This is a genomic window from Rathayibacter sp. AY1C7, assembly GCF_002931865.1.
Classification (GTDB): domain Bacteria; phylum Actinomycetota; class Actinomycetes; order Actinomycetales; family Microbacteriaceae; genus Rathayibacter.
Genome location: NZ_PSWB01000002.1, coordinates 183,051 through 209,680 on the forward strand (window position 1 = coordinate 183,051; position 26,630 = coordinate 209,680).

Below are 26,630 nucleotides of genomic sequence, written 5' to 3' on the forward strand. Positions count from 1 at the left end.
CGCAGGCCCCGCGCTCGCGGGGACGCGCGCCCTCCGGCCGCGGCCTCCTCCGGCTCAGCTGTCGCGGCGGATCCAGCGGAAGCCGAAGCGGCAGGCGACGAGCCCCACGACGAGCCAGATACCGAGCACCAGCGCGACGCCGCCGAGGTCCCACGACCCGTTCACCTCCGCCTCCTCGAACCCGCTCGGCAGGAACACGGCGCGCATGCCCTGCGCGATCCACTTGAGCGGGAAGACGCTCGCCGTGTTCTGCAGCCAGTCCGGCAGCGTCGTGAACGACAGGTACGACCCCGAGATGAACTGCAGCACGAGCAGCGGCGGCACGATCACGGCGGTCGCGCTCTTGCCCGAGCGGGGCAGCGCGGAGACGGCGATGCCGAGGATGGCCGACGTCGCGACTCCTGCCAGGTAGACCCAGGCGAAGGTCGCCCAGCGTCCGCTGTCGGTGGGCAGCTCGACCGAGAACACCGTCGCCGCGACGAGGAGCAGCAGGGCCGTCTGCGCGAGGCTCGTCACGAGCACCTGGCCGAACTTGCCGATGAAGTAGCTGAAGACCGGCAGCGGTGCCCCCGCGAGGCGCTTGAGCGTGCCGTCGCCGCGCTCGACCGCGATGTCGACGCCCAGGTTCTGGACGCCCGAGAGCAGGATCCCGGCCGCGGCGAGGCCCGGCACGTAGTACTCGGCCATCGGGATGCCCGGGTCCTGCGGGTTCGCCTGCATCACCGCGGTGTCGCCGAACGCGACCGAGAAGATCGTCAGGAGCAGCACCGGGAAGAGGAAGGTGAAGAACACCTGGTCCGGAGCGCGGAAGTACGAGCGGATCTCGTAGCGGGCGCGGGCGAGTCCGAGGCGGACGGTGCGTCCCGGGCCGGTGGAGAGGGTGCGGGGGCGGGTGGCGACGGCGGTCACGCGGGCTCTCCGATCAGGTCGACCGCGTCGCGGTCCTCGCGGATGAGGTCGAGGTAGATGTCCTCGAGGCTGGGGCGGACGACCTCGAGCGCCGTCGGCTCCCCGATCCGGGCGTGCAGCTCGGCGACGGTCCGGGCGGGCTCGGTGGTGCGCAGCCGGTGCAGCACGCCGTCCTCGCGCCACTGCACGATCGGGACGCGCGCCTCGTCCCCTCCGATCGCGCTCATCGGGCCGATGGCCAGGAGCCGCCCGCCGGAGATCACGGCGGCGCGGTCGCCGAGGCGGGCGGCCTCGTCGAGGTAGTGGGTGGTGAGCAGGATGGTCGTGCCCTCGCTCTTGAGCAGGGCGATCAGGTCCCAGAAGGAGTGGCGGGCCTCGGGGTCGAAGCCCGTGGTGGGCTCGTCGAGGAACACCAGCTCGGGGCGGCCGATGATGCCGAGGGCGACGTCGACGCGGCGGCGCTGGCCGCCCGAGAGGCGTCCGATGCGCGAGCGGGCCTTGGACGTCAGCCCGACGGCCTCGATGGTCTCGTCGACGTCGCGCGGTCGCGGATAGAGGCTGGCGAAGTGCGCGATCTGCTCGCGGACCGTCGCGTTGCCGGACTCGCCGCTGGACTGCAGGACGATCCCCAGACGCGCCTTCCATGCCAGGTCGCCGTGGCGCGGGTCGACCCCGAGCACCGACACCTCGCCGCCGGAGCGGTCGCGGTAGCCCTCGAGGATCTCGATGGTCGTCGACTTGCCGGCGCCGTTGGGGCCGAGGAGCGCGAAGGTCTCGCCCCGGTGGATGTCGAAGGAGACTCCCGCGACCGCCGGAGCGCCCCCGTAGTCCTTCCGCAGGTCGCGGACTCGGACGGCGTGGTCTTCGCTCATCGTCACAGCGTGCCCTGTCGCACCCCTCCGGCGACAGTGATCCCCGATTTCCGCCTCCCTCTTGCCCTCCCCGCCCCGAGATGCCAGGCACCCCTCACCTGTCGGACAGGCGCGTCGCAGTACCCGCCGTCACCGTGCGGCACGGTCGAGCGGCGATCGGCGATCCGCGCGTCACGGATCGTCGTCCGCGCTGCGCACCCCGCTCTCTGCGACGCACCCCCGTCGTCGAGCCGCCGCTGCCGATCGACGGCGCAGGCGGAGGAGGGCTAAACGGTGCCGAAGAGCCGCTGCAAGCGGCGCACGCCCTCGAGGAGCGCGTCGTCGCCGAGGGCGTAGGACAGGCGGAGGTAGCCGCTCGGACCGAAGGCCTCGCCGGGGACGGTGGCGACCTCGGCCTGCTCGAGGATGAGGTCGGCGAGCTCGAGGGAGGTCGTCGGGGTGGTGCCGTTCCACTCGCGGTTCAGCAGCCCGTTCACGTCGGGGTAGACGTAGAACGCGCCGCCGGGGGTGGGGCACTCGATCCCGTCGATCGCGTTCAGCTCGGCGACGATGGTGCGGCGGCGGCGGTCGAAGGCCAGGCGCATCTCCTCGGCCGGCTCCTGCGGGCCGGTGAGGGCGGCGATCGCGGCGCGCTGCGAGATGTTCGAGACGTTGCTCGAGAGGTGCGACTGCAGGTTCGAGGCGCCCTTGATCGCGTCGGCCGGGCCGACCATCCATCCGACGCGCCAGCCGGTCATCGCGTACGTCTTCGCGACGCCGTTGACGAGGATCGTCCGGTCGCGCAGGGCCGGCACGGCCTCGACGATCGAGGTCGCGTGCTCGAGCGGGCTCGCGTCGTCCTGGTCGCCGGCGGAGTAGACGAGGTTCTGGTAGATCTCGTCGGCGATGATCCAGAGGCCGTGCTCCTCGGCCCACTCGCCGATCTCGCGGGTCTGCTCGGCCGAGTAGACGGCGCCGGTGGGGTTGGAGGGGGAGACGAACAGGAGCACCTTGGTGCGCTCGGTGCGCGCGGCCTCCAGCTGCTCGACCGTGACCAGGTAGCCCTGGTCGGCGCCGGCGAACACGTCCACCTGCACGCCGCCGGCGAGCTTGATCGCCTCCGGGTAGGTGGTCCAGTACGGGGTCGGCACCAGCACCTCGTCGCCGTCGTCCAAGAGGGTCTGGAAGGCCTGGTAGACGGCCTGCTTGCCGCCGTTGGTGACCACGACCTGCGAGGGGTCGACGGCCCATCCGGAGTCGCGCGCCGTCTTCTCCGCGATGGCCGCGCGGAGGTCGGGGAGGCCCGCCGCGGGGGTGTAGCGGTAGTTCCCCGGGTCGAGCACGGCGGCCGAGGCGGCCTCGACGATGTGCTCGGGAGTGAGGAAGTCGGGCTCGCCGGCGGCGTAGGACACGACCGGGCGGCCCTGGGCCTGGAGGGCCTTCGCCTTGGCGTCGACCTTCAGAGTGGCGGACTCGGCGATGGCGGCGATGCGGGCGGAGATGCGCGTGGTGGAGGACACGACGGCCAGCGTATCCTGCGCGCGCACGGGGCTCCGAGGCCCCCCGCCGCTCGGCTGGACACGCCCTGCGGGTCCACGTACACTCGTCCGAGGTAGTCGATCTCTGCCCTCATCCACAGCGCCCGCGAGGGTCGTGGCGGTGGGGCGGCGGGTCGGTCTCCTCCTCGGATGCTCGCAACGGCATCCATAGGGCGGTGGCTCAATTGGTAGAGCAGCGGTCTCCAAAACCGCAGGTTGCAGGTTCGAGCCCTGTCCGCCCTGCACATCGATGCCCGTCGCACGCGGTCCCCGCGACGCTGCGGTCATCGGTCCAGGGCCGCCCATGACGGGCGGTCGGCCACACCGGAGGTTCCGGTGCGGGAAAGGTGCGTGCAGGTGGCCGGGAAAGCAGTCGACGAGCCGAGCGAGGACGTCGTCGCGATCGCCAATCAGCAGCGAGCCGCGCGGCGCAACCCGTTCGCGCGCATCGCCCTCTTCATCCGGCAGGTCATCGCCGAGCTGAAGAAGGTCGTGACGCCCACCCGCAAGGAGCTGGGCAATTACGTCGTGGTCGTGCTGATCTTCGTCGTCATCATGATGGCGCTGGTGTCCTTCCTCGACTGGGTGTTCGCCCTGGCCGTGACGTACGTGTTCGGCACACCCGCCGCCTGACCCGAGAGCATCCGGGCCGCGCGAGCGGAGGGTGCCGGCGACAGCGGGACGCGCCCCGAGGGGCGCGACCGATCGATCGAGAGAGAGTTGTGACGAGTGTCTGACAGAAACCGCGACGACGTCGACTGGGCGACGGCTGCCGAGCAGTCGTCGGAGGTCGAGGAGGAGCAGGAGGGCGACGTCCAGTCGCAGGCTGAGGACGCCGTCGAGCCCGCCGAGCAGGGTGCGCTGAGCATCATCGACGAGAACGAGTCCGAGGACGACCTCGCCTCCGACCTCGAGGCAGCGCTGGACGCCATCGGCTCTGTCGACGACCCCGAGGCCGACTCCGCGGTCGACGAGGCCGCGCACATCGACACCGTCGAGGAGGCCGAAGCGGCCCTCGAGGCCGTCGAGGACGAGGCCGAGGTCGCCGCCGAGGACGCCGAGGCCGCCGGTGAGGACCTCGCCGACATCGACCCGTACGAGGCCTTCCGCACCGAGCTGCGCGGCAAGCCGGGCAAGTGGTACGTCATCCACTCCTACGCCGGCTTCGAGAAGCGCGTGAAGTCCAACATCGAGAACCGCAAGGTCTCGCTCGAGGCCGAGGACTACATCTTCGAGGTCCAGGTCCCGATGGAGGACGTGGTCGAGATCAAGAACGGCCAGCGCAAGATGGTCACCCGCGTGCGCATCCCCGGCTACGTGCTGGTGCGCATGGACCTCAACGAGGACTCGTGGTCGGTCGTCCGCCACACGCCGGGCGTCACCGGCTTCGTGGGCAACGCCCACAACCCGACCCCGCTGCGCTTCGAGGAGGCCTTCACGATGCTGAAGAGCCTCGTCGAGATCAAGGACGTCGCCCCCTCGAAGACCTCCGGCGCCAAGGGCCAGAAGCAGGCCCAGCGCGTGCTGCCCGCCGAGGTCGACTTCGAGATCGGCGAGACCATCACCATCAAGGAGGGCTCGTTCGCGGGTCTTCCCGGCTCGATCAGCGAGATCAAGCCCGAGAGCGGCAAGCTCACCGTGCTCGTCTCGCTCTTCGAGCGCGAGACCCCGGTCGAGCTGTCGTTCGACCAGGTCACCAAGCTCTGACGCGTCGCCTCCGCGCCGCGTGAACGCCCCCTCCGCACGTCGGAGGGGGCGTTCGCCGTTCCGGGCGGCGCCCCCTCCGGCACCGCCCCACGCGCCCCCGGGCGTCGGCCCCTCCTCCGCCCTGTCGGGGGTGGCCCCGCTCGTGTAAGCTCGTACGGGTTTTCGTGTCGGCGCCCGCCTCTGTGCGCGCCGGACGACCCTCCTCCACCGCGATCCGGCACCGTCGGATGCGCGGGAGAGCGGCCGGGAGCCCCCGACCGCTCGAACCCTGAGAAAAGGAATCAGAATGGCCCCCAAGAAGAAGGTCACCGGCCTGATCAAGCTCCAGATCAAGGCCGGCGCGGCCAACCCCGCGCCCCCGATCGGTCCGGCGCTCGGTCAGCACGGCGTCAACATCATGGAGTTCTGCAAGGCGTACAACGCGCAGACCGAGTCGCAGCGCGGCAACGTCATCCCCGTCGAGATCACCGTCTACGAGGACCGCTCGTTCACCTTCGTGCTGAAGACCCCGCCCGCGGCGGAGCTCATCAAGAAGGCCGCCGGCGTCGCCAAGGGCTCCTCGACCCCGCACACCGTGAAGGTCGCGAAGCTCACCCAGGCGCAGGTCCGCGAGATCGCCGAGGCGAAGCAGGTCGACCTGAACGCCAACGACATCGACGCCGCCGCGAAGATCATCGCCGGCACCGCCCGTTCGATGGGCATCACGGTCGAGTAGCGCGACGCGCTGCTCGACGGCGGGAGCGACGCGCCCACCGGCGCTGACTCACCGCGGAAGCCTCGAGAACCCGACGGCGGCCCCTCAGCGGGGTCGCGCGCCCGGTCCGGAAACGCCTCCGCAGGCCCTCTCCGCCTCCCGCGAGCAGCACGCATGGCCGCGATCGCGGCACCACCAGAACTCCATCACCCCCGTGGGAGAGCCCGCCAGGCTCTAGAACCACATTCTCGTTTCAAGGAGAAACAACATGGCACAGAAGTCGAAGGCCTACCGGGCCGCCGCGGCCAAGCTCGAAGAGGGCAAGTTCTACACGGCCGACGAGGCCGTCGCGCTCGCCCGCGAGACCGGTTCCGCCAAGTTCAACAGCACCGTCGAGGTCGCCCTCAAGCTCGGTGTCGACCCCCGCAAGGCCGACCAGATGGTCCGCGGCACGGTCATCCTGCCCCACGGCACGGGCAAGACCGCCCGCGTCATCGTGTTCGCGACCGGTCCGGCCGCCGAGGCCGCGCTGGCCGCCGGTGCCGACGAGGTCGGAGGCGCCGAGCTCATCGAGAAGGTCGCGGGCGGGTACACCTCGTTCGACTCCGCCGTCTCGACCCCGGAGCTCATGGGCCAGGTCGGCCGTCTCGGAAAGGTGCTCGGCCCCCGCGGCCTCATGCCCAACCCGAAGACCGGCACCGTGACCCCGGACGTGGCGAAGGCCGTGACCGAGATCAAGGGCGGAAAGATCGAGTTCCGCGTCGACAAGCACGCCAACGTGCACCTCGTCGTGGGCAAGGCCGCGTTCTCCGAGGAGCAGCTCCAGGAGAACTTCAAGACCGCGCTCGACGAGATCCTCCGGCTCAAGCCGTCCTCCTCGAAGGGCCGCTACATCCAGAAGGCCGCCGTCTCGACGACCTTCGGCCCCGGCATCCCGCTGGACGTCAACGTCCTGGCCTGAGCCGAGCACGCACTGACGTGAGGAGGGGGTCCGCTTCGGCGGGCCCCCTCCTTCGTCGTCCCGGCATACTGGACCGGTGATCCGCCGCTCCGCTCCGCCGCGCGTCCCGTGACCGTCCGCCGCGCGTCGGCCGCCGATGCCGAGGCCCTGGCCGAGCTGGCCGCCGCGACCTTCCCGCTGGCCTGCCCGCCGCACACCACCGCGGAGGCGAAGGCCGAGTTCGTGCGCACCGTGCTCTCGGTCGAGCGCTTCCGCGACCACCTCGCCGATCCGCTCCGCTCGCTCCTGGTCGACGACGACTCCGGCGCGCTGACCGGCTACGCGATGCTCGTGCGCGGGGAGCCCGCCGACGCCGACGTCGTCGCGGCGATCCGGCTGCGTCCGACCGTCGAGCTCAGCAAGTTCTACCTCCTGCCCGGCCGGCACGGCTCCGGTGCGGCGGCCGCGCTGATGGCCGCGACCCTCGAGGAGGCGCTGGATCACGGTGCCGCGGGCGTCTGGCTCGGCGTCAACGAGGAGAATGCGCGTGCTCAGCGGTTCTACTCCAAGCACGGCTTCGCGGTCGTCGGCCGCAAGCGCTTCCTCGTCGGCGACCGCTGGGAGGACGACTTCGTCCTCGAGCGCTCTCTCGCCTGACCCTCCCCGCGAGACGCCGCCCGGGTACGCGACACGCTCCGCGTGGCGTACCGGAGCGGCATCTCGCCGAGGTCAGCCCTCGGAGACGGTGAGGACGATCTTGCCGCGGGTGTGGCCCGTCTCGAGCTGCTCGTGCGCCTCGCAGGCGCGGGCGAGGGGGAAGATGCCGTCGATGAAGACGCGGACGTCGCCCGACTCGAGAAGGCGCGAGACCACGCCGAGGGTCGCCCCGTCGGGAGCGACGCGGTAGGTGGAGGCGCGGACGCCCGCAGCGGCCGCCTCCTCGAAGAACCCGGGCCAGCTCCCGGTGGGCGCGTTCACGATCAGGCCCCCGGGGCGGAGGACCCTCAGCGAGCGCGAGCCCGTGTCGTCGTGGACGTTGCCGACCAGATCGATGACCACGTCGACGCCGGACAGCAGCTCGTCGAAGCGCTCGGCCGTGTGGTCGATCACCTGCGCGGCGCCGAGCTCGTGCAGCCACTGCAGGTTGCGGGTCGAGCCGGTCGCGATCACCGAGGCGCCGAAGTAGGCGGCGAACTGCACGGCGAAGTGGCCGACTCCGCCCGACCCGGCGTGGATGAGGATGCGCTGGCCCTCGTGCGCCTTGGCGAGCTCGACGACCATGCCCCAGGCGGTGAGCGCCGCGAGCGGGACGCCGGCCGCCTCCACGTGCGAGAGCGTCGACGGCTTCCGCGCGATGGAGACGCTCGGCACGCTGACGTATTCCGCGTAGGAGCCCGAGTAGCGCGGCACCATGACGAAGCCGTAGACCTCGTCGCCCGGCCGCAGCGGATGCGCCGGGTAGGGGCTCGAGACGACGACGCCCGAGAAGTCGTGGCCGAGGACCGCCGGGTAGGAGGCGATCTGCGAGGCGACCCCCTGGCCCGCGCGCGTCTTCGCGTCGAGCGGGTTCACGCCGGCCGCGACCACCTTCACGGTGAACTCGGCGTTGATGGCGGAGGGGGTCGGCACGGTCGCCAGGTGCAGGGCGGAGGCGTCGCCCGGCGCGTCGATCACCGCCGCCGTCATCGTGTCGGGGAGGACGACCTCCTCCGGGATCTCGCCGATCGCGAGGCCGTGCCCGAGCGCGCTGGTGTGCATCGTCGCCTTTCCTGTCGCTGAGGCGTGCGGGTGGAGCGTGCCGAGGACGTCGCCCCCGATCCCCGCATCCGACGCCGCGACCAGTCAATCGAGGCAATGAGTCGGCGCTGTTACGGGGGTGTCACCCTCGGGAGAAGATTGGCGCGCGGAGCCGCGGGCGCCCGGTCTGGCACGATGAGGGGATGCGACGCCGACGTACCCTGCTGGTCGGCGGTGCCCTCCTGGTCCTGGCCGGGCTCGTGGTCCTCCTGGCCGCCCGGATCAGCATCGGCACCAGCCGCTGGGTCTACGTCAGCGAGATGGGCGCGCCGGACCTGCCGACGGCGGGCGCCTTCGAGGCCGCCCTTCTGCTCGTGGCGGTCGGCGGCGCGCTGATCGCCGCGGGCGCCTGGCCGGTGCGCGCCCGCCTGCTCCCCGCCCTCCGCCCGGCGGGCGCGATCCTCCTGGCGGCCGCCTGCTTCGCGCTCGCCTCGCAGGTGACCTGCACGGCGGGCTGCCCGCTGCCGGTCGGGCCGGCCTTCCGCTGGCAGGACCTCATCCACACCTCGGCCGCCGTGCTCGGCTTCGGGGCCGCCTGCGCCGCGATGCTCCAGCTGGCGACCGTGCGGGGGCGCCCGGCGGTCGCGCGGCTCTCGCTCGCCGCCGGGATCTCGGTGGCGGTCGTCGCCGGGACGGGCGGGATCCTGTCGCTCCTGCGCGTGTGGCTGCGGCTCGGCGGGACGCTCGAGTTCGTGGCAACGGCGATCGCGGTGCTCTGGCTCGCGTTCGTCGGCCTGGTGCTCGCGCTCGAGGACCTCAGCGCCGAGCGAGCCAGCCGCGGACGTGCCCGCGGATCCGGTCCTGCTGAGCGGCGAAGCCCTCGTCCCGCGACGGCACCCGCTCGCAGTCCGCATCCGGAAGAGCCCTAGCCCACGCCTCCGCGACCTCGACCGGGTGCACGGGGTCGCGGTCGGCCGCGATCACCAGGGTGCGCGCGATGACCTCGCCCAGCTCTCCGGAGTCGCGGTAGGCGGCGTTCCGTGGGATCTGGGCGAGCCGGACGGCGCGCTCGGCCGCGCGCGGGGCGCGGAACTGCAGCGTCAGCGCCTCCGCCGACGCGGGGGACACCTCGGCGGCGCGCGCGAACAGGCCCGAGGCGCGGAACATCCGCTCGCCGCGCTTCGCGCCGTGGTCGTGCAGCAGCTGCGCGATGACGGGGAACACGGTGAGGTTCTCGGGCAGCGGCTCGGCGGTGAAGGCGGGGCGCACGAAGACGGCGCGGTCGATCGGCAGCACGCGTCGGACCGCGAGGCGCAGGGCGATCGCGGCGCCCATCGAGATGCCGAGCACCGTGAGCGGCTTGTGCGCGGCTCCGGCGCGCACGACCTCCTCCGTCACCTCGTCGGCCAGCGCCTCGAGGGCGAAGTCGCCGGGCGCGCCGAGCAGCTCGGAGGCACCGTGGGCGCGGACGTCCGGAGCGATGACCTCGCTGCCGGCGGGGAGGGCGGAGCGCAGCAGCCCCAGCGGCTGGGAGCGGTCGCCGCCCAGGCCGTGCAGGAGGAGGACCGTCACCGGGCGCGCGTCCGCTCGTGCAGCTCGGCCATCAGCATCCCCGCCAGCCGCACGAGGATGTGGATCTCGTCCTCGTCGCGGTCGACCCAGCGGGAGTTCGGCTCGCCCTCGATCGGCACGAAGTCGCGGTGCTGCTCCCAGACGACGAGCGTGCGCTCGGCGCCGAGGACGTACTGCTGCCAGAAGACCTGTCGCAGGTAGTGGCGCGGGATGCTCCGCCACGGCTTCGTCGTGGTCTTGATCTCGCAGAGCTCGAGCCGGCCGTCCTCGCGGAGGCCGATGCCGTCGGGCGTGGCGAGGTGGCGCCGCTCCTGGCTCGCGTGGAAGAGGGTGCTGCTGGGCTCGATCGCGTGCTCGCTCCGCACCCAGGCGGCGATCTCGGGTTCGCGGGCGCGGCCGTGGTCGGTGAAGGCGTTGCCGCCGAAGCCGGTGCCGTAGAGCTTGTCGAGCGCTGCCCTGCCGATCGCGGCGGGGGAGGAGAGGCGGGCGACGTCGGTCGCCGTGATGCCGCGCGAGCGGGCGCGGAGCCAGGCGACGCGGTCCGAGGAGTCGGCGACGACCCTCCGGAGGTGCGGGGGCTCGGCGTCCGTGAAGACGGGCTGCGTCTCCCAGGGGAAGGAGAGCTGCAGGTCGGGCACCGATTCATTCTCTGCCCCCTGCGGCGCCCGGTCGAATCGGCACGCCGACCCGCGGCCTCTCACCGGGGCGCGACGGCCCGCGCCGGCGGCTCAGGCGTCGAGGAAGGCGTCGACGTGCGCGGGAGAGAGGAGGTGGCGCCGCACCATCAGGGCGGCACCGCGGACGCCTCCGCCCTGGGCCGCGGCCTGCACGATGTCGAGCGCGCGGGTCGCCAGGGGGAGGGAGCGGCGGTAGACGACCTCGCGGACCCCGGCGAGGACCTCGTGGCTGGCCTGGGCGATGCTGCCGCCGACGACGATGACGGACGGGTTCAGGAGGTTCACGCAGGTGGCGAGCACCTCGCCGATGTCGCGGCCGGCGGCGCGCGTGAGCTCGACGGTGGTGGGGTCCCCGCCGGTCAGCAGGGTGACGACGTCGGAGGTGCTGGCGGCGTCGATCCCGGACTCGGTCAGCCGGCGGGCGATCGCCGAGCCGCTCGCGATCGCCTCGAGGTCGGCCTCGCCGCGGTCGCCGGGGACCTGCACGTGGCCCAGGTCGCCCGCGGCTCCGAGGGCTCCGCGCTGCAGGGCGCCGCCGCTGACGATCCCGGCTCCGATGCCGGTGGAAACCTTCACGTAGAGGAGGTCGTCCACGTCGGCGTAGTGGTCGGCGTGCTCGCCGAGCGCCAGCAGGTTCACGTCGTTGTCGACGAGGACGGGCACGGGGAGGCGGCGGCCGACGAACTCCGGGATGTCGAAGCGGTCCCAGCCGGGCATGATCGGCGGCTTCACCGGGCGGCCCGTCGCATGCTCGACGGGTCCGGGGACGCCGACGCCGACTCCCGCGAGCGGGCCGGCCGCCGGAGTCCGGCCGAGCAGGGCCGCGGCGACGTCGAGGGCGTGGCCGAGGACGGCGAGGGGGCCGTCGGCGATGGCGATGCTCTCGCGGCGGCGGGCGAGGACCGTGCCGTCGAGGTCGGTCAGGGCGACGACGGCGTGCGCGGCGCCCAGGTCGACGGCGAGGAGGCTGCGCGCCCGGGGGTCGAAGGCCACGCGGGCGGCGGGACGGCCGCCGGAGGAGGGGGCGTCGTCCTGTCGGGCGACCAGGCCGGAGGCGGTGAGGACGTCGAGCTGGGCGGAGACGGCCGCGCGCGGCAGGCCCGTCTCGGCGACCACGTCGGCCCGAGTCCGGGGAGCCCCGTCGGCCAGCAGGAGCAGCAGCTCGCCGACCGCGCTGACGGTGATGCGGCGGCGCGGGGACATGGCCAGAGTCAACCACAGCGCCCGTGCTTCTGTGCGGCGGGCGCCCGACTTGGCGGGCGCGCAGGGCTAGTTTTGCTTGTCCGTGAGCAAAAGTCCGCGTAGGGTTCGAGGCACACCTTCCGATGCGATCAGGAGCCCCACCGGTGGCCACACCCCCAGACCTCTCTGTCCAGCTGTACTCGGTGCGCGAGCCGCTCGCGGCCGATCTTCCCGCCACCCTCGACCGCCTCGCGGCGATCGGCTTCACCACGGTCGAGCTCTTCGGGTTCGTCGACCTGGCCGACGCCTACCGCGCGGCGCTCCCGGCCAGCGGACTGCGCGCTCCCAGCGCCCACGCGCGCCTCCTCGGCCCTCAGGGCGACGCCACCGTCGACGAGATCCTCGACACGGCCGCCTCGCTCGGCGTCGAGACCGTGATCGACCCCTTCGTCGACCCGACCCGCTGGACCACCGCGGACGACGTCGCCCGCATCGCCGACGAGCTGAACGCGCTGGTCGACTCCGCCGCCGCCCGCGGCCTGGTGCTCGGCTACCACAACCACGCCTTCGAGTTCGAGAACCGCGTCGACGGCCGCAGCGCCTTCGAGCACCTCGCGGGCCTGCTCGACCCGCGCATGGTCCTCGAGCTCGACACCTACTGGGCGGCCGTCGGCGGCGACGACCCGGTCGAGGTGCTCGGACGCCTCGGCGACCAGGTGCGCTTCCTGCACGTGAAGGACGGCCCGATCTCGGCCGACACCCAGGAGCAGCTGCCCGCGGGCGAGGGCGCGATGGACGTCCCGGCGATCCTCGCCGCCGCTCCTCAGGCCCTGCCCGTGCTGGAGTTCGACGCCTACGCCGGCGACATCTTCGAGGGCCTGGAGTCGGCCCACCGCTACGTCTCGGGGCTCGGCGCATGAGCGGCACCGGCCGCGTGGGCGTCGGCGTCATCGGCGCCGGCAACATCAGCACCCAGTACCTGACCAACCTCACCGTCTTCCCCGACCTCGAGGTGCTCTTCGTCGCCGACATCGACCTCGAGCGGGCGAGGACCCAGGCCGAGGCCTTCGGCGTCCCCGCCTCCGGCACCGTCGAGGAGCTCCTCGCGCACGAGGGCATCGAGATCGTCGTGAACCTCACGATCCCGGCCGCGCACGTCGAGGTCGCGCGCCGCGCGGTTGAGGCGGGCAAGCACGTGTGGACCGAGAAGCCCTTCTCGCTCGACCGCGACAGCGGGATCGAGCTGCTCGCGCTGGCGAAGGACAAGGGGCTGCGCGTCGCGACCGCTCCCGACACCTTCCTGGGCGCGGGCCTCCAGACGGCGCAGCGCGTGATCGAGAGCGGAGCCATCGGCACGCCGCTCTCCGCCCTCACCCTCTTCCAGGGCCCCGGCCCCGAGTCGTGGCACCCGAACCCGGAGTTCTTCTTCGCCGAGGGCGGCGGACCGCTGCTGGACATGGGCCCGTACTACATCACCACGCTCGTGCAGAACCTCGGCCCCGTCGAGAGCGTCACCGCCGTCTCGTCCCAGGCCCGCGCCACCCGCGTGGTGGGCTCCGGCCCGAAGGAGGGCACCGAGTTCCCGGTGACCATCCCGACGCACATCGGCGGGCTGCTCCGCTTCGAGTCCGGGGCCTCGGCCCAGGGCGTGTGGAGCTTCGAGTCGAGCCTGCCGCGCACCGGCTTCGTCGAGATCAACGGCTCCGAGGGCACCCTCGTCCTCCCCGACCCGAACCAGCACGACGGAGAGATCACCCTGCACCGCCGCGGGTCCGCCGAGCCTGAGGTCATCGCGGCGACCGGCTCGACCGCCTCCCGCGGCACCGGCGTGCTCGAGCTCGCCCGCGCGATCCGGGCCGACCGCCCCGAGGCCGCCTCCGGAGACCTCGCGTATCACGTCACCGACGTGATGCTCTCGCTGCTCGAGGCCGCCGAGACCGGCGAGAAGGTCCTCGTCACCAGCTCCGTGACGCCCCGCCCCGCACTGCCCGAGAGCTGGGACCCGACCGAAGCGACCCTCTCCTGATGCCCGCGCCCCTGCGCGTCGGCGTGCTCGGCGGCGGCTTCATGGCGGCCGTGCACAGCCGCGCGGCCCGCAGCGCCGGAGCGGTGCTCGCCGGAGTCGCCTCCTCCACCCCGGAGAAGGGCGAGCGGGCGGCGGCCGAGCTCGGCGTCGAGCGCGCCTACCCGGACGCCCGGGCCCTGATCGAGGACGAGAGCATCGACCTCGTGCACGTCTGCACCCCGAACGCCACGCACGCCGCACTCGCGCTCGCGGCGATCGAGGCGGGCAAGCACGTGGTCTGCGAGAAGCCGCTCGCCGCGACGCTGCGGGAGGCGGAGTCGCTCGCTGCGGCCGCGTCCTCCGCCGGCGTGGTGGCGACCGTCCCGTTCGCCTACCGCTTCCACCCGATGGTGCGCGAGGCCCGTGCCCGCGTCGCCTCCGGCGAGACCGGCCGTCTGGTCACGGTCCGCGGGAGCTACCTCCAGGACTGGCTGCTGGGCGCCTCCGACGACAACTGGCGCGTCGACCCGGCCGCCGGCGGCCGCTCGCGCGCCTTCGGCGACATCGGCTCGCACCTGGTCGACCTGCTGGAGTTCGTCACCGGCGACCGGATCGACTCGCTCGCCGCGATCACGAGCACCGTCCACGCCGAGCGCGGCGGCCGCCCGGTGAGCACCGAGGACGTGGCCGGCCTGATCGTCCGGCTCGAGGGCGGCGCCGTCGGCACGCTCCTCGTCTCGCAGGTCACCGCGGGCCACCGCAACGAGCTGGTGCTCGAGGTGTCCGGGCTGGAGGAGTCGCTGCGCTTCGAGCAGGAGCTCCCCGAGACGCTGTGGGTCGGCCGGCGCGACAGCGCCCTGCTGGTGCCGCGCGACGCCTCGATCCTCGCGCCCGATGCGGCCCGGCTCTCGATCGTGCCGAGCGGTCATCCGATGGGCTACCAGGACGCCTTCACAGCGTTCGCCCGCGACACATACGCCGCCGTGGCGGGCGCCGACGTGGAGGGTCTGCCGACCTTCGCCGACGGCCTCCGCGCGGCGCGCATCACCGAGGCCGTGCTCGACGCGGCCGAGACAGGCGCCTGGGTGACCGTGCCCGCCGCCGACGACCGGACGGAGATCGCCGCATGAGCGACGAGAAGACCTACCCCGCCACCCACCCCGTGACGCTGTTCACCGGTCAGTGGGCCGATCTGCCCTTCGAGGAGGTCGCCCGACTCGCCGCCGAGTGGGGCTACGACGGACTCGAGATCGCGGCCTCGGGCGACCACCTCGACCTCAAGCGCGCGGACGAGGACGACGCCTACGCAGCCTCGCGCCTGGAGATCCTCGACCGCTACGGCCTCGAGGTCTTCGCCATCTCGAACCACCTCACCGGCCAGGCCGTCTGCGACGACCCGATCGACTTCCGCCACAAGGCACTCGTGCGCGACTACACCTGGGGCGACGGCGACGCGGAGGGGGTGCGTCAGCGCGCCGCCGAGGACATGAAGCGCTCGGCGCGGGTCGCCCGCAAGCTCGGCGTGGACGTGGTCGTCGGCTTCACCGGCTCGAAGATCTGGCCCTATGTGGCGCAGTTCCCGCCGGTGCCGGCCTCCGTGATCGACGAGGGGTACGAGGACTTCGCGACCCGCTGGAACCCGATCCTCGACGAGTTCGACGCGAACGGCGTGGTCTACGCGCACGAGGTGCACCCGTCCGAGATCGCCTACGACTACTGGTCGAGCGTGCGCACCCTCGAGGCGATCGGGCACCGCCCGGCCTTCGGCTTCAACTGGGACCCGTCGCACATGATGTGGCAGGACATCGACCCGGTCGGCTTCATCGTCGACTTCAAGGACCGGATCTACCACGTCGACTGCAAGGACACCCGCCTGCGCCCGAAGAACGGCCGCGCCGGCGTGCTCGGCTCGCACCTGCCGTGGGGCGACCCGCGCCGCGGCTGGGACTTCGTCTCGACGGGGCACGGCGACGTCCCGTGGGAGGACGCGTTCCGCGCGCTGGAGTCGATCGGCTACTCCGGCCCGATCTCCATCGAGTGGGAGGACGCCGGGATGGACCGCCTCCACGGCGCGAAGGAGGCCGTCGGCTTCATCCGCTCGCTGCTCTGGAGGACCCCGACCGCGTCGTTCGACGCCGCGTTCTCGAACCAGTAGCCGCGCGGCTCCCCTCGGCGGGATCCCGCTCCGGCCCGCAGCGCACGTCGCGCGCGCCGGATCGGGGTCCTGCAGGCGGGGGTGGGGTCAGTCGGCGGCCTTGGCGGCGCGCTCGGACTTGATGCGGGCCTGCTCGCGGCGGACCTCCGCGTAGCGGTTCTGCTCGACGCGCAGCCACTCGGGGACCTCGTCGAGCAGGGCCTGGATCTCGGGAGTGGTCAGCGCCTCGGTGACGCCGCCGCGGGCGAGCCCCGAGATGGAGACGTTCAGCCGGGAGGCGATGACGGAGCGGGGGTGCGGCCCCTCCTCGCGCAGCTGCACGAGCCAGGCGGGCGGGTTCGCGGCGAGCTCGTCGTACTGCTCGCGCGTGATCGCCGACTCCTGGAACTCCTCCGGGGTCGCGGGCAGGTAGACCTGCAGCTTCTTCGCCGCGGTCGCAGCCTTCATCGTCTGTGTCGCCTTGGCCATGCGGCAACCCTACCGGCGCGGCGCGGACCACCTACCCTGAGGGGATGAGCGAGCAGCCCGAGACCGTCGACCCGCAGGCCGCTCCCGAGGCGGAGGGGCGTCCGGAGGGCGGGGCGGACGCGACGGCGGACGACGCGTCGGCCGGATCGGGTGCGGTCGGCGCCGGAGCCGGAACCGAGTCGGACGACACGGACGGCGCCTCCGAGGACGGCGACTCCGACGACCTCGACTCCGACCACCTCGACTCCGACGATCTCGACGCCGAGGACAGCGACTCCGACGACAGCGATGTCGACGACGCCGACGACTCCGACGACGCCGACTCCGACGCCGAGGACGCCGTCCCCGCCGGCCCCGTGCTCGCCGTCGCCCTCGTGCCCGGCGTCACCCCCACCAAGTGGACCCGCGTCTGGGGCCAGCGCCGCTCCGATCTCCCGCTGCGCATCACCGTCGTCGCCGAGCGCGATCAGGAGCAGGCGCTGCTCGACGGCCGCGCGCAGCTGTCGTTCGTCCGCGGCGACGTCTCCTCCTCCGCCCTCAGCTCCATCCATCTCTACGACGAGCAGCCCGTCGCCGTCGTCGGCCGCGAGCACGCCCTGGCCGCCGCGGACGAGCTCGACGTCGCCGAGCTGGCCGGCGAGCACCTCCTCCAGGATCCGGAGGACGTGCCGGAGTGGGCCGCGGTCGCCGAGGAGCTCGCGGACGGCTCGCGGCGCCCGCTGCCGCGCATGGCCGGCCTCGACGACGCGGTCGAGCAGGTCGCGGCCGGCGTGGGCGTGCTGATCGTGCCGCAGTCGGTGGCGCGCGTGCACAGCCGCAAGGACGTCACCGCGGTGCCGGTGACCGGCGTCGCTCCCTCCTCCGTCCGCCTCGCCTGGGTGACGGACGACAAGGGCGACGACGTCGAGGACTTCATCGGAGTCGTCCGCGGCCGCAGCGCGAACACCACGCGCGGAACCGCCGCGACGCCGAAGGTCGAGTCGCGGGCGAAGGCCGCCAAGGCGAAGGCGCGGGAGGCGCGCGAGAAGGCGGAGAGGGCCTGCGGCGGCAAGAAGAAGCCGGCCCGCGCCAAGGCGTCCGCGCCGGCGGTGCGGCGCACCCGCAAGCCCCGCGGCCGCTGACCGTGGCCGACGACGCCGACTGGTCGCTCCGCCCCGCGACCGCGGAGGACGCCGCGGCGATCGCCGAGCTGCGCGCGGTCGTCATGCGCCCGTCGCTCGAGACGCTCGACCGCTACGACGAGCACCGCGTGCGGCACCGCTTCCTCGACGGCTACCGGCCCGAGCTCACCCGGGTGATCGAGCTCGACGGCGCCTTCGCCGGGAGCATCGCCGCGCGGGTCGAGCCGGACGCGGTCTGGATCGAGCACTTCTACCTGGCGCCGCACGCGCAGGGCCGCGGTGTCGGCGGCGCCGTCCTGCGCCGGGTGATGGCGGAGGAGGCGAGGCCGGGCCTGCCCTTCCGCCTCGACGTGCTGAAGCGCAGCGACGCCCGCCGCCTCTACGAGCGGCACGGCTTCCGGTTCGAGCGCGCTCTGGAGTGGGACGACATCCTGGTCACGCCGCCCGTCTCCTGACCCCTGATCGGGGAGGACGACGGGACGCGGGCCGCCGTTAGCATGAGCGCGATCCCCTCCGCCGGGTCGACCGCAGGGCGACCTCCTCCTGGAAGCAGGCACTCCGCCGTGTCCCCGCTCGTTCTGAGGTCCGCCGCCTCCGCGGTCCTCGTCGCCGCCCTGGCGATCAGCTCCAGCCCGCTCGCCTCCGCCGCATCGGCGGCCGCGCCGTCGGCCGCCCCCGTCGCCGCCTCCGACGCGCCCCGCTCGATCGTGCTCCCCGAGGGGCAGCCGCTCTGGCAGCCCAGCGCCGAGTCCCCCCTGCCCGCCGTGCCGGGTGAGGCGCCGAGCGCCGCCCGTGCGAGCGCTGCGGCGTCGATCAGCGGCCGTGTCGTGGTCGAGGAGGCCGACGGCTCGATCGCGACCACCACCCCCCGCGGCGCCCTCCTGAACGTCGAGGTCTGGTCGAGCGAGGCGGGGCTCCTCGGGAACCACTCCGTCGCCGGCGACCTCACCTTCAGCATCGACGGGCTCACCGCCGGGCAGACCTACTACCTGCTGATCAAGGACAACGCCGACCTGTACGCCGACCTCTGGTCCGGCGGCAGCGCCGTCGCCCGCAGCGCCGAGCCGCTCCAGGCCCCGGCGGCCGGCGTGCAGCTGCGCACCGCACGGCTGGGGTCGCTCGAGGGACGCCTGAGCGGCGTCGCGGGCGACCAGCGCGTCGACATCTGGTACCGCGACCCGGGAACCGACGGCTACTTCCGCACCGGCGAGCTCGACCTGATCACGGGCGGCGACAACCCGTACTCGTTCCAGCAGGTCGTCCCCGGCGACTACCTCGTCCGGGCGTCGAGCCGCGACGACGTGATCGACGACAGCTACTGGGACCACGTCCTCCGCTCGGGCGACGCGGGCGACGTGCGCGTCCCGGTGGGCGGATCGGCCGCCGGGATCGACCTCTCGCTGAGCAGCGACTACCAGCAGTACACCGGCCGCCTCGCCGGATCGGACCGCTACGCGACCTCGGTGGAGGCGACGGGCTACTTCTCCCCGGGCATCCCGGTGCTCTACGTGGCCAGCGGGGCGAACTGGCCGGATGCGCTGAGCGCCGGCCCGGCCGCCGCCGCCCTCGGAGGCGCGCTCCTGCTCACCGATCCCGACCGCCTGCCTCGGGTCGTCTCCGACGAGATCCGCCGCCTCCGCCCGGAGCGGGTCGTGGTCGTCGGCAGCGAGCTGAGCGTGAGCCCCGGGGTCCTCTCCGCGATCCGCTCGATCGTCGGCGGCACCGAGCGGATCGGCGGGACGGACCGCTACGACACCTCCCGCCGGATCGTCGCGGACGCCTTCGGCGCCGGCCCCTACTCGAACATGTTCGTCGCGACCGGCACGAACTTCCCCGACGCCCTGTCGGCCGCGCCGATCGCCGGCTGGCGTGCGCAGCCCGTGCTGCTGGTCGACGGTGCGACCTCGGGCGCCGACTCCGCGACCGCGACCGCGGTGCGCGACCTGGCGCCGGAGCACGTGGAGTTCCTCGGCGGCGACCCCTCGATCCGGGACGCGTACGTGGCGGACTTCGCGCGTCGCGGCCTCGCCCCCTCGGTCTCGAGGATCGCGGGCCGCGACCGCTACGAGACCAGCGTCGAGCTGAACAGCGCCTACCCCCAGTCGCTGCTGCAGGACAGCGTCTTCCTCGCCGCGGGGTCCTCCTTCGCCGACGCCCTCTCGGGAGCGACGACGGCGGCGGCCCTGGGCTCGTCCGTGCTGCTGACCGAGCGCGACTGCGTGCACGACTCGACGCTGCGCTTCCTGGCCTCCAACTCGAAGAACTACGCGTTCCTGCTCGGCGGGGAGCCGACGCTCACCGAGGACGTGGCGAACCTCCGCAACTGCGAGTACGACTTCTGACGACGCGTGCTCCCGGGGTCCGGGGCTAGGGTGCGAGCATGCCCACGAGCGATGAGACCTGGACCCTGGCCGAGCACGACGTACCGGTGTACCGCAGCGGTGAGGGCGGCCGCGCGCTGATCCTGATCCACGAGGTCTGGGGGGTCGACGGGCACATCCGCTCGGTCGCCGACCGCTACGCGGCCGAGGGCTACAGCGTCGTCGCCCCCGAGCTCCTGGCCGACAGCGGCCTGCTCGAGCAGCTCGACGAGGAGCAGCGCGCCGACTACGACCACCCGGTGCGGCGCCTGCCGCGCCAGGTCGAGCTGCGCACCTTCTTCGCCCCCGTCTTCACTCCGGAACACACGACGCGCACCGTCGCGATCCTCCGCGCCCTCGTCGAGCGGCTCCTGCGCCAGGAGGGCGCGACCAGCGTCTCCGTCACCGGGTTCTGCTACGGCGGCACCTTCTCGTGGGCGCTCGCGCTGGCCGAGCCGCGGCTGGCGGCGGCCGTGCCGTTCTACGGGCACGTCACCGCGTCCGCCGACGAGCTCGGCGCGCTGCAGGTGCCGGTGCTCGCGTTCCTGGGCGATCAGGACGCTCCCCTTGTCGAGCAGGTGCCGCGCATCCGCGAGGCGACCGAGGGCAAGGACGTCGAGGTCGTCGTCTACCCGGGAGCGGGCCACGCCTTCTTCAACGACGCGAACGAGCAGACCTACCAGGCCGAGGCGGCGACCGACGCCTGGCCGCGGGCGCTCGCGTTCCTCGGAGCGCACGCGGCCTGAGGAACGCGAGCGGGCTGCGCGGGATCAGCGGGTGAGGATCCACGCCGATAGGTAGCTGCGCGAGTCGGCGCTGTCGATCGAGGAGTCCGGCAGGCGCTCCGCCCGCGCGAGAGCCGCGGCCGGGTCGCTCGTCGCCTGCAGCATCAGCACGTAGTCGGCGAGCGGCGCGCCTGGGGCTCCGGCCACGAGCTCGTCGACCCGCGAGGGGTCGGGGAGGAACGCGGTCGACGGCGGCATCGGGATCAGCTCGATCCCCAGCAGCGCCGAGGGTGTCGCGTCGAAGAAGGTGGCGTAGTCGCGCTTGCCGCCCCAGTTGATCGCGACGAACGGCGCTTCGAAGCCGACCGGCGTCTCCGGGCTCAGCCAGAGGTCTGCAGCCGCCTGCGTCTCGAGGGAGAGCAGCCAGCGCGCCTCCTCGAGCAGCGGCGCGTTCCCGGAGGCGGCGGCCCAGAGGGCGAGGCCGTTCCAGGCGTTGACCGCCTCAGACACCGACTCCTGGTCGTTGCCGTCCCGGGCCGGCGCGAGCCCCGAGGCCCAGGAGTGGCCGCGGTACGCGTCGAACACGCGCAGCCGCGGGAACTCGGCGGTGTCGACGGGAGAGGCGAGATCCAGGGCGAGCAGGTCCGCGACGGTCCGGTACCGCTCGAGGAGGGACGGATCCTCGGAGGCCAGCATCCCGACGGCGGAGAGCAGGTAGCCGTAGTGGAAGTGGTGGTCGTTGAACGCGTCGGACCCGAACGACGGCGCGGAGCCGACGACGCCTCCGAGCACGGGGTCGTAGACGACGCACTTCACGGCGCCCGGTGCGCAGCCGCGCGGGTCGAGCCACTGGTCGAGCTCGGCGGCGATCCGGTCGTGCAGGTCGGCCGCCACCTCCTCCAGGCCGAGGTCGACGGCGAGACGGTGCAGAGCAGCGGCGCGGTAGAGCTCCTTGCCGGCTCCGTAGGTGTCGGGCGCGGCGAAGCGGGTGGCCGCGGCGTCGAGCGGCACCTGCGTCCGGAGCGTCGTCTTCTCCTCGGCCGTGAGGGAGCTGAGATCGAGCGCCCCCGACTCGACGATCGAGGGGGCGGCGCGGGAGAACGACGTTCCCGCACGGAGCCCCACCCGGCCGTAGAGCGTGTCGTAGCCGATCGCCCCCTCGGCCCCGAGGCCGAAGAACGTCTCGGCGCCGCCCTCGGTCCGCAGCGCGTAGGTCGTGGTGGTGGTGCTCGCCGTGACGTCGTGGGAGACGCTCGCGCCCTCGAGGGGCACTGCGCGACGCCGAAGCTCGTCGATCCGCGCCCTGCTCGCTCCCGGAGGCACCGCGAAGAGGAGCAGCGTGCCGTCCAGCGTCATCCGGGGGAACGTAGCGAGGGCGGCGGCGGGCGCCACCAGCCCGTACCGCTGTCCGCCCGCGGTGACCAGGAGCAGGCCGCCGGCCGCGCGCTCGGGAGCGGTGGCGCCTCCGATCAGCACCGTCTGGGCGCTCTCGGTCCGGTAGGAGGCGTAGGGCCAGCCCTCGGCTGCGACGAGCTCACCGGCACCCGCGAGGCTCCAGTGCGCGACGAGGTCGTCGAACGCGGAGAGCGCCACCGCGCTCGAGGGGACCGTCACGGTGAGATCGTCCCGGGCGAGGGCGTAGACGGTCCGCGGAGCCGCCTCCACGATCGGGAGGCCGACGGTGAAGCCGTCGGCGCGCGGCGTGACGGTGAGGATCCCCGTGTAGAGCGGGAGATCCTCCCCGAACACCGGTCCGGACACCCACGAGTTCGTCGGCGGCCGCACCCCTTCGGCGAGCCGCGGCGTCCCCGCGTAGGGGCCGGGGACCTGCGGCAGCTCCCGCGCGTGCACGGACGCTGCCACGGCCCAGTCGGACACTGAGCGGTCGGACGTGCATCCGGTGAGGCCCGCGAGCGCGAGCGCGAGGGCGAGAGCGAGGGCCGCCCCCGCCCCGCGCCTCACCGCGCGAACCCGCCGGGCGTGAAGAGCCTGCCGAGCTGGGCGACCAGCCAGCCGCCGAAGCCGTCGCCGTCGTCGCGGAGCCGCACCTCCGCCGCGACGGGAGCTCCGACCACGGTGTAGTCCTGCGTCGTGATCTCGTCGGTGCGCGCGCGGATGACGGTCGTCGCCCGCCCCTCGTGGAACCGCTCCACCTCGACGTCGTAGATCTCGGCGTCGACGGTCGTCCCGTCCGGCATCGCCACGGCGACGGTGCCGCCGATCGGGACCCGCGAGTAGTCCCGGGCGCCGAGCACGAACTCGCTCTCGAGGTGGATCGAGTCCGAGATCGCGACGACCGCGATCATCTGGTCCTCCTCGACGAAGGAGCCGATCTCGGCGTCGACCGACGTGACCACGCCGTCCAGCGCCGCCGTGAAGACCATCAGGCCGCCCTCCTCGATCCGGTAGCCGACATCGGCGCTGGTGAACGTCTTCGTCTGCATGTCGGACTCGAGGACGGTGCTCTGCAGGCTGAAGAGCACGTCGCCCTTCTCCACCGCGTCGCCGCGGGAGATCGTGAGGTCCTGGATCGTGCCCGCGTAGGGCGTCCCCAGCGAGTACTCGTCGGTGACGAGCTGAGCGCTCGCCGCCCGCACGGTGAGCGAGGAGTTGTTCGCGTAGACCAGGCCGGCGGCGGCGACGCCGAGCGCGAGGGCGCACGAGGCGAGGAAGCCGAGCCAGCGCAGCGCGGTCATGCCGCACCCACGGCGAGTCCGTGGCGTCCCGCGGCGGCGGGGCCGCTCGGAGCGACCACCTCGGCCCGGGCGGCGCGCTTCAGGAGGACGTGCTCGCGCGCCGCGATCACCGCGAACGCTCCGAGCGTGAGGGTGTTCAGGACGTTCCAGGCGAGCGCCACCGAGTACTCCGCGGTCCACTCCGCCTTGAGGAAGCCGACGACGGAGGTCGCGGCCAGGAACACCAGGAAGACCATCTGCACCTTGATGAAGTTGAAGGGCGAGGCGGCCTGCCCGGTCGCGCCCGTCGAGGTCCAGGCCGGCTTCCGGCCCGCGAGAGCGAGGAAGAACGCCTTCGTGTACATCGGGAAGGTGACGGTCGACAGCAGCAGCGTCTCCCACCGGAACGAGCCGATGATGAACAGCGCGAGCCCGATCTGCAGCACGTAGAACCCGCAGTAGAAGAGGATCCACTCGACGAGCGGCACCTCGAGGCTGACCGGCGTGATGTTCAGGTAGATCTGCAGCGGGGGCAGCACGATCAGGCCCAGCGGCACGATCCCGGTGAAGTAGAACGTGACGGTCATGAAGTACTGCACGCGCTGGTCGGTCGTGAGCCGGCGCTTCGGCGAGAACGGGTTGTGCTTGAGCAGGATCTCGAACCCGCCGACGGCCCAGCGGACCTGCTGGCGGACGAAGGCCTCGATCGTCTCGGGCGTGCGCCCGACCGCGAGGGTCATCGGCACGAAGATCGAGCGCCAGCCGCGCTCGTGCACGAAGATCGACGTCCAGATGTCCTCGGACTGCGAGCCCTCGTACATCCCGCCGATGTCGTCGAGGGCCTTGCGGCGGAAGACGGCGTTGGTGCCCACGCAGAAGGCGGAGTTGTACTTGTTCTTGCCCGGCTGGGTGAGGGCGTAGAAGACGATCTGCATGTAGGCGGAGCCGCGCGAGATGAAGTTGTGCGCGTTCCCGTAGACCTGCGGGGCCTGCACGAAGGCGACGTCGTCGTGGGCGAAGAAGGGGAGAGTCTCCTCCAGGAACTCCGGCACGGTCACGAAGTCGGCGTCGATCATCACGGCGAAGTCCGAGTCGGTCAGACGGAGCGCGTGGTTCACGTTGCCGGCCTTGGCACCCGCGCGGTCCTCGCGCACCACGTAGCGGACGCCCAGGCGCTCGGCGATCGCGGCGACCTGCGGGTCGTCCCCATCGTCGAGGAGCCACGTCACGTGGGTGCCGCGCATGTCGCGGGCCGCACGGGCAGTCTCCTCGATGATCGCGGGGTCCTCCCTGTAGGTCGTGATGAAGACGTCGACGGTGATGCGGCGGCGGCCGAGGTAGAGGTCCTCGCCGATCGGGATGCCGTCGACCGGGCTCCCGTAGAGCGTCGCTCGAGCGGAGTGGAAGGCGGAGTCGCGCGGGTCGTAGGTGCTCGACAGGGCGGTCCACATCGTGAGCGCGGCCTGGCCGATCAGGTACAGCTCGCAGATGATGACGATGGCGAACGGGAGGGGGTCGCCGATGTTGCGCGGGTTGACCAGGAAGGCGCCGTAGAGCAGAGCGCCGGCGCCGGAGAGCAGCACGATCATGATGAGCGAGGGCGACTGCTGCTTGGCGCGGCTGGTGACGGCACGGGGGCTGGCGACGCGCTGCTGGCGCGTCAGGAGCGGGCGGATCTCGGGTGGAGCGGGAGGACCAGGGCGGGCGGGGGTGCTGGGGTTCACGGGTGAGCTCTTCGGGTAGGTGGAAGCGGGGGCCCGGAGCGTCGTCGGTCGGGGGTGCCGGACGGCGCGCCGGAGGAGCGCCTGTGCGCGCGTTCGGCTCAGGTCGCTGATGCGCCGCGGTCCGTCGGGTACGGCGCGGGCGTCGGGGCCGCGGTCCCGTCGGGTACGGAGTCGCGGTGCGGAGGCCGCCCGTCATCGGGGATGTCGGCGGCGGTCCCCATGTTCGACCTGGGAGAGTGCCGGGACAAGAGCCGGAAGAGGACGTGTCCGCTAGCGGACACCCCGTTCCGACACCGCGGCTCCGCGGCGCTGAGCTCGCCGACGGCCGGAGTCAGCGCGGCCGGACCGGCAGCCAGCCCCGCCGGGACGCGAGCACGCCCGCCTGGAAGCGGCTCTCGGCGCCGAGCAGATCGAAGAGACCGGCGATGTGCCGACGGCAGGTGCGCACGCTGAGGTCCAGCCGTGCCGCGAGCGCCTCGTCGGTGAGCCCGGCGGCGAGGCCCTGCAGGATCGACCGCTGCACCGCGGAGAGGGAGGGCTCCTCCTCGGCACCTGCCGCGTGCAGGGGCGCTGCGAACTCCCACGCCGCGTCGAACACGCGCGCCAGGGTCGCCGCGAGCTCGGGGGAGCGGACGACCAGGGCGGCGCGGTCGTCCTCGTCGCGGGAGCGGGCGACGATCGCGAGGGAGCGGTCGAAGACCACCAGCCGGAAGGGCAGCGTCGGGAGGGTCCGGAACCGCGCGCCCAGCGGCTCGAGCTCCGCGACCGAGCGCCGGAGGGCCGCGTTGTCGCGGCGGCGGTCGAGGTACAGCGTCCGCCTCGCGATGCCGCGCCCGAGCAGCTCGCGGTCGACGGCGTCGCTCGCCTCGTGCCGCTCCACGCTGCTGGTGCCGGGAGCGGCGATCAGCACCTCCTCCGAGGCTCCGCGCTGCAGGTCGAGGAGCAGCCGGAGGACGGTCGCCGGGTCCTCGATCACCTCCACCTGCTCCGCGGCGGCGAGGGCACTGCGGGCGCTCCGGTAGGCGGGGACGAGGGCCATCAGCTCGCTGCGGCGGCGGGTGATCCCGGTCTGCAGCTCGAGGAGGCGCCGCTCGTCCTCGGCGATCAGCTCGGCCAGGGCGATGTCCGGCGCGGCCGTGGCGAGCGACTCCGCCCCCGCGTGCAGCGGAGCGAGCAGCCGGAGCCCGATCAGCTCGTCGCGCGCCTCGCGGAGGCCGTCGACGGTGACGCCGAGCTCGTCCGACGCGCTCTCGAGAGACCAGTCTCCGCGCACGGACGCGTGCAGGTACAGCGCGATCGCGTTCTCGCTCAGCACCGGCGGCCCCCCGTTCTCCCGACCCTCCCGAGTGTAGGAGGCGCGCACTCAGCGCCGCCGCGCGAGAACCGCGACGACGGCGAGCTCACCGGCGAGGACCAGCGCCGCCGCTCCGAACACGGCCGGGCCGACCAGCGCGGCGAGCGGAGTGAGACCGGCGTTCGCGAGGAGGGGGGCGAGGAGACCGATCACGACGCCGGTGCGGCGGCGCTGGTCCTCGCCGGTGAGCTCGCCGTCGTCGCGGTTCTCGCGCGGCGGCGCTGAGTGCGCGCCTC

General features: G+C 73.0%; 27 protein-coding genes and 1 tRNA gene. 15 read left to right on the top strand and 13 right to left on the bottom strand.

The window, feature by feature from the left end:
* Positions 1–54: 54 nt before the first annotated feature.
* The 3 genes from C5C69_RS17175 to C5C69_RS01850 all read right to left on the bottom strand — a co-directional run bounded on the left by C5C69_RS17175 (position 55) and on the right by C5C69_RS01850 (position 3,289).
* Positions 55–909 carry an ABC transporter permease gene (locus C5C69_RS17175; protein ID WP_104223629.1) on the bottom strand — a complete coding sequence of 285 codons (855 nt, stop codon included), beginning with the start codon at positions 907–909 and terminating at the stop codon, positions 55–57.
* Positions 906–1,781, bottom strand: coding sequence for an ABC transporter ATP-binding protein (locus C5C69_RS17180; RefSeq protein WP_104223630.1), 876 nt, complete (start codon positions 1,779–1,781; stop codon positions 906–908). Before C5C69_RS17180 ends, C5C69_RS17175 begins: the two co-directional genes overlap by 4 nt.
* Positions 1,782–2,047: 266 nt before the next feature.
* Complete coding sequence (locus C5C69_RS01850; protein ID WP_374953565.1) at positions 2,048–3,289, bottom strand: pyridoxal phosphate-dependent aminotransferase; 1,242 nt, start codon at positions 3,287–3,289, stop codon at positions 2,048–2,050.
* Positions 3,290–3,468: 179 nt separating this feature from the next.
* On the opposite strand from C5C69_RS01850, the gene C5C69_RS01855 reads away from it, so the two are divergent.
* The 6 genes from C5C69_RS01855 (at position 3,469) to C5C69_RS01880 (ending at position 7,296) form a co-directional block, all read left to right on the top strand.
* Positions 3,469–3,541: transfer RNA gene (locus tag C5C69_RS01855), tRNA-Trp, on the top strand.
* Between the two features lie 114 nt (positions 3,542–3,655).
* A complete protein-coding gene (secE, locus tag C5C69_RS01860) occupies positions 3,656–3,931 on the top strand; it encodes a preprotein translocase subunit SecE (protein ID WP_068208793.1) in 276 nt (91 codons plus the stop codon).
* A gap of 96 nt (positions 3,932–4,027) precedes the next feature.
* Positions 4,028–5,005 (top strand): transcription termination/antitermination protein NusG, encoded by a 978-nt coding sequence (gene nusG / locus C5C69_RS01865; RefSeq protein ID WP_104234235.1) that lies wholly within the window; start codon positions 4,028–4,030, stop codon positions 5,003–5,005.
* A gap of 286 nt (positions 5,006–5,291) precedes the next feature.
* The gene (rplK, locus tag C5C69_RS01870; RefSeq protein ID WP_104223632.1) at positions 5,292–5,720 is read left to right on the top strand and encodes a 50S ribosomal protein L11; all 429 of its coding nucleotides are present in this window, start codon (positions 5,292–5,294) and stop codon (positions 5,718–5,720) included.
* A gap of 247 nt (positions 5,721–5,967) precedes the next feature.
* Positions 5,968–6,660, top strand: coding sequence for a 50S ribosomal protein L1 (gene rplA, locus C5C69_RS01875; protein ID WP_104257179.1), 693 nt, complete (start codon positions 5,968–5,970; stop codon positions 6,658–6,660).
* A 108-nt stretch (positions 6,661–6,768) separates the two neighbouring features.
* Positions 6,769–7,296: a GNAT family N-acetyltransferase gene (locus C5C69_RS01880; RefSeq protein WP_104249802.1), complete on the top strand. Its 528-nt coding sequence runs from the start codon at positions 6,769–6,771 to the stop codon at positions 7,294–7,296.
* A gap of 72 nt (positions 7,297–7,368) precedes the next feature.
* Here C5C69_RS01880 and C5C69_RS01885 read toward each other — a convergent pair whose 3' ends face one another.
* Positions 7,369–8,397, bottom strand: a complete 1,029-nt coding sequence (locus tag C5C69_RS01885) for an NADP-dependent oxidoreductase (protein ID WP_374952914.1) — start codon at positions 8,395–8,397, stop codon at positions 7,369–7,371.
* Positions 8,398–8,579: 182 nt separating this feature from the next.
* Between C5C69_RS01885 and C5C69_RS01890 the strand changes: the two genes are divergently transcribed.
* Positions 8,580–9,305: a DUF998 domain-containing protein gene (locus tag C5C69_RS01890; RefSeq protein WP_104257180.1), complete on the top strand. Its 726-nt coding sequence runs from the start codon at positions 8,580–8,582 to the stop codon at positions 9,303–9,305.
* Here the strand turns inward: C5C69_RS01890 and C5C69_RS01895 are convergent.
* The 3 genes from C5C69_RS01895 to C5C69_RS01905 all read right to left on the bottom strand — a co-directional run bounded on the left by C5C69_RS01895 (position 9,193) and on the right by C5C69_RS01905 (position 11,828).
* A complete protein-coding gene (locus C5C69_RS01895) occupies positions 9,193–9,948 on the bottom strand; it encodes an alpha/beta fold hydrolase (protein ID WP_181126999.1) in 756 nt (251 codons plus the stop codon). The genes C5C69_RS01890 and C5C69_RS01895 overlap by 113 nt on opposite strands.
* A complete protein-coding gene (locus C5C69_RS01900) occupies positions 9,945–10,577 on the bottom strand; it encodes a YqaJ viral recombinase family protein (protein ID WP_104238303.1) in 633 nt (210 codons plus the stop codon). The genes C5C69_RS01895 and C5C69_RS01900 overlap by 4 nt, the downstream gene beginning before the upstream one ends.
* Before the next feature lie 99 nt (positions 10,578–10,676).
* Complete coding sequence (locus tag C5C69_RS01905) at positions 10,677–11,828, bottom strand: ROK family transcriptional regulator (protein WP_104223637.1); 1,152 nt, start codon at positions 11,826–11,828, stop codon at positions 10,677–10,679.
* A 143-nt stretch (positions 11,829–11,971) separates the two neighbouring features.
* On the opposite strand from C5C69_RS01905, the gene C5C69_RS01910 reads away from it, so the two are divergent.
* Genes C5C69_RS01910 through C5C69_RS01925 form a run of 4 tightly spaced genes read left to right on the top strand, consistent with a single transcriptional unit; the run spans position 11,972 to position 15,967 of the window.
* A complete protein-coding gene (locus C5C69_RS01910; RefSeq protein ID WP_258059739.1) occupies positions 11,972–12,727 on the top strand; it encodes a sugar phosphate isomerase/epimerase in 756 nt (251 codons plus the stop codon).
* Entirely contained in the window at positions 12,724–13,833 is a 1,110-nt protein-coding gene (locus C5C69_RS01915; protein ID WP_104223639.1) for a Gfo/Idh/MocA family protein, read from the top strand. Before C5C69_RS01910 ends, C5C69_RS01915 begins: the two co-directional genes overlap by 4 nt.
* The gene (locus tag C5C69_RS01920) at positions 13,833–14,942 is read left to right on the top strand and encodes a Gfo/Idh/MocA family protein (protein WP_104223640.1); all 1,110 of its coding nucleotides are present in this window, start codon (positions 13,833–13,835) and stop codon (positions 14,940–14,942) included. Before C5C69_RS01915 ends, C5C69_RS01920 begins: the two co-directional genes overlap by 1 nt.
* Positions 14,939–15,967, top strand: a complete 1,029-nt coding sequence (locus C5C69_RS01925; protein ID WP_167299019.1) for a sugar phosphate isomerase/epimerase — start codon at positions 14,939–14,941, stop codon at positions 15,965–15,967. Before C5C69_RS01920 ends, C5C69_RS01925 begins: the two co-directional genes overlap by 4 nt.
* A gap of 87 nt (positions 15,968–16,054) precedes the next feature.
* Here C5C69_RS01925 and C5C69_RS01930 read toward each other — a convergent pair whose 3' ends face one another.
* Positions 16,055–16,435 (bottom strand): DUF5997 family protein, encoded by a 381-nt coding sequence (locus C5C69_RS01930; protein WP_104223641.1) that lies wholly within the window; start codon positions 16,433–16,435, stop codon positions 16,055–16,057.
* 44 nt (positions 16,436–16,479) lie between these two features.
* Here C5C69_RS01930 and C5C69_RS01935 point away from each other — a divergent pair, with 44 nt between their 5' ends.
* From C5C69_RS01935 to C5C69_RS01950, 4 genes are all read left to right on the top strand, one after another.
* Complete coding sequence (locus C5C69_RS01935; RefSeq protein WP_104257182.1) at positions 16,480–17,556, top strand: LysR substrate-binding domain-containing protein; 1,077 nt, start codon at positions 16,480–16,482, stop codon at positions 17,554–17,556.
* A 2-nt stretch (positions 17,557–17,558) separates the two neighbouring features.
* Positions 17,559–18,011 carry a GNAT family N-acetyltransferase gene (locus C5C69_RS01940; protein ID WP_258065459.1) on the top strand — a complete coding sequence of 151 codons (453 nt, stop codon included), beginning with the start codon at positions 17,559–17,561 and terminating at the stop codon, positions 18,009–18,011.
* A 108-nt stretch (positions 18,012–18,119) separates the two neighbouring features.
* Positions 18,120–19,898, top strand: coding sequence for a cell wall-binding repeat-containing protein (locus C5C69_RS01945; protein ID WP_104257183.1), 1,779 nt, complete (start codon positions 18,120–18,122; stop codon positions 19,896–19,898).
* Positions 19,899–19,936: 38 nt separating this feature from the next.
* Positions 19,937–20,662 (top strand): dienelactone hydrolase family protein, encoded by a 726-nt coding sequence (locus C5C69_RS01950; RefSeq protein ID WP_104257184.1) that lies wholly within the window; start codon positions 19,937–19,939, stop codon positions 20,660–20,662.
* Between the two features lie 24 nt (positions 20,663–20,686).
* Here C5C69_RS01950 and C5C69_RS01955 read toward each other — a convergent pair whose 3' ends face one another.
* From C5C69_RS01955 to C5C69_RS16840, 5 genes are all read right to left on the bottom strand, one after another.
* A complete protein-coding gene (locus C5C69_RS01955; protein WP_146083585.1) occupies positions 20,687–22,603 on the bottom strand; it encodes a glycosyl hydrolase in 1,917 nt (638 codons plus the stop codon).
* Entirely contained in the window at positions 22,600–23,337 is a 738-nt protein-coding gene (locus C5C69_RS16835; protein WP_104247768.1) for a biotin/lipoyl-binding protein, read from the bottom strand. Before C5C69_RS16835 ends, C5C69_RS01955 begins: the two co-directional genes overlap by 4 nt.
* Entirely contained in the window at positions 23,334–25,040 is a 1,707-nt protein-coding gene (locus C5C69_RS01965) for a glycosyltransferase family 2 protein (RefSeq protein WP_104257186.1), read from the bottom strand. The genes C5C69_RS16835 and C5C69_RS01965 overlap by 4 nt, the downstream gene beginning before the upstream one ends.
* 331 nt (positions 25,041–25,371) lie before the next feature.
* A complete protein-coding gene (locus C5C69_RS01970) occupies positions 25,372–26,355 on the bottom strand; it encodes a LuxR C-terminal-related transcriptional regulator (RefSeq protein ID WP_104257187.1) in 984 nt (327 codons plus the stop codon).
* 48 nt (positions 26,356–26,403) lie between these two features.
* Positions 26,404–26,630, bottom strand: a 227-nt coding sequence (locus C5C69_RS16840) for a hypothetical protein (protein ID WP_181127000.1), incomplete at its 5' end; no start/stop codon positions are given.